The organism is Caulobacter sp. GW821-FHT09H08, assembly GCF_059415885.1.
In genome coordinates this window covers 1-1266 of record NZ_JBWKOC010000011.1, presented here as the reverse complement: position 1 = coordinate 1266, position 1266 = coordinate 1, and the positions used below count along the sequence as shown (strand labels likewise).

The following is a 1266-nucleotide window of genomic DNA, read 5'->3' as shown; positions in this document are numbered from 1 at the left end:
AAAGCAAAAGGCCCCGGAGATTGCTCTCCGGGGCCTTCGCTTAGATCAGGTCAGCTGTTGCTGAGATCGATCGATTACTCGACGATCTTGGCCACGACGCCGGCGCCGACGGTGCGGCCGCCTTCGCGGATGGCGAAGCGCAGGCCTTGGTCCATGGCGATCGGGGTGATCAGCTCGACGTCCAGCTCGGCGTTGTCGCCCGGCATGATCATTTCCACGCCTTCCTTCAGCTTGATGATGCCGGTGACATCGGTCGTGCGGAAGTAGAACTGCGGACGGTAGTTGGTGAAGAACGGGGTGTGACGGCCGCCTTCTTCCTTGTTCAGGATGTAGGCCTCGGCCACGAACTTCGTGTGCGGCGTGATCGAACCCGGCTTGCAGAGAACCTGGCCGCGCTCGACGTCTTCACGCTTGGTGCCGCGCAGCAGCACGCCAACGTTGTCGCCGGCTTGACCTTGGTCCAGCAGCTTGCGGAACATTTCGACGCCCGTGCAGGTCGTCTTCTGAACCGGACGGATGCCGACGATTTCGACTTCTTCGCCGACCTTCACGATGCCCTTTTCGATACGGCCCGTGACCACGGTGCCGCGGCCCGAGATCGAGAACACGTCTTCGACCGGCATCAGGAAGGGCAGGTCAACCGGACGTTCCGGCTGCGGGATGTAGGCGTCGACCGAAGCCATCAGCGCCAGGATCGCTTCTTCACCGATCTTGGCGTCGCGGCCTTCAACGGCGGCCAGAGCCGAACCCTTGGTGATCGGAATGTCGTCGCCCGGGAACTGGTACGAGCTGAGCAGCTCGCGCACTTCCATTTCGACGAGCTCCAGCAGCTCTTCGTCGTCGACCATGTCGACCTTGTTCATGAACACGACCAGAGCCGGAACGCCGACCTGACGGGCGAGCAGGATGTGCTCGCGGGTCTGCGGCATCGGGCCGTCGGCGGCCGACACGACCAGGATCGCGCCGTCCATCTGGGCCGCGCCCGTGATCATGTTCTTCACGTAGTCGGCGTGGCCGGGGCAGTCGACGTGCGCGTAGTGACGGTTGGCCGTCTCGTACTCGACGTGAGCCGTGTTGATCGTGATGCCGCGGGCCTTTTCTTCCGGCGCGGCGTCGATGTCGGCGTAGTTCTTGGCGGTCGCGCCGCCCGACTTCGCCAGCGTGATCGTGATCGCCGCCGTCAGCGTCGTCTTGCCATGGTCAACGTGACCAATCGTGCCGATGTTGCAGTGCGGCTTATTACGTTCGAACTTTTCCTTGGCCATC

Annotated in this window: 1 protein-coding gene; it reads right to left on the bottom strand. The window is 63.0% G+C overall.

Going from position 1 to position 1266, the window contains the following annotated elements:
• Window positions 1-74 precede the first annotated feature (74 nt).
• Window positions 75-1265 carry an elongation factor Tu gene (tuf, locus tag AC07NN_RS24040; protein ID WP_494646343.1) on the bottom strand — a complete coding sequence of 397 codons (1191 nt, stop codon included), beginning with the start codon at window positions 1263-1265 and terminating at the stop codon, window positions 75-77.
• Window position 1266 lies beyond the last annotated feature (1 nt).

Bases quoted from the DNA above. Each gene is read 5' to 3' on its own strand.
- tuf (WP_494646343.1), bottom strand. From the start codon at position 1,265: ATGGCCAAGGAAAAGTTCGAACGTAATAAGCCGCACTGCAACATCGGC.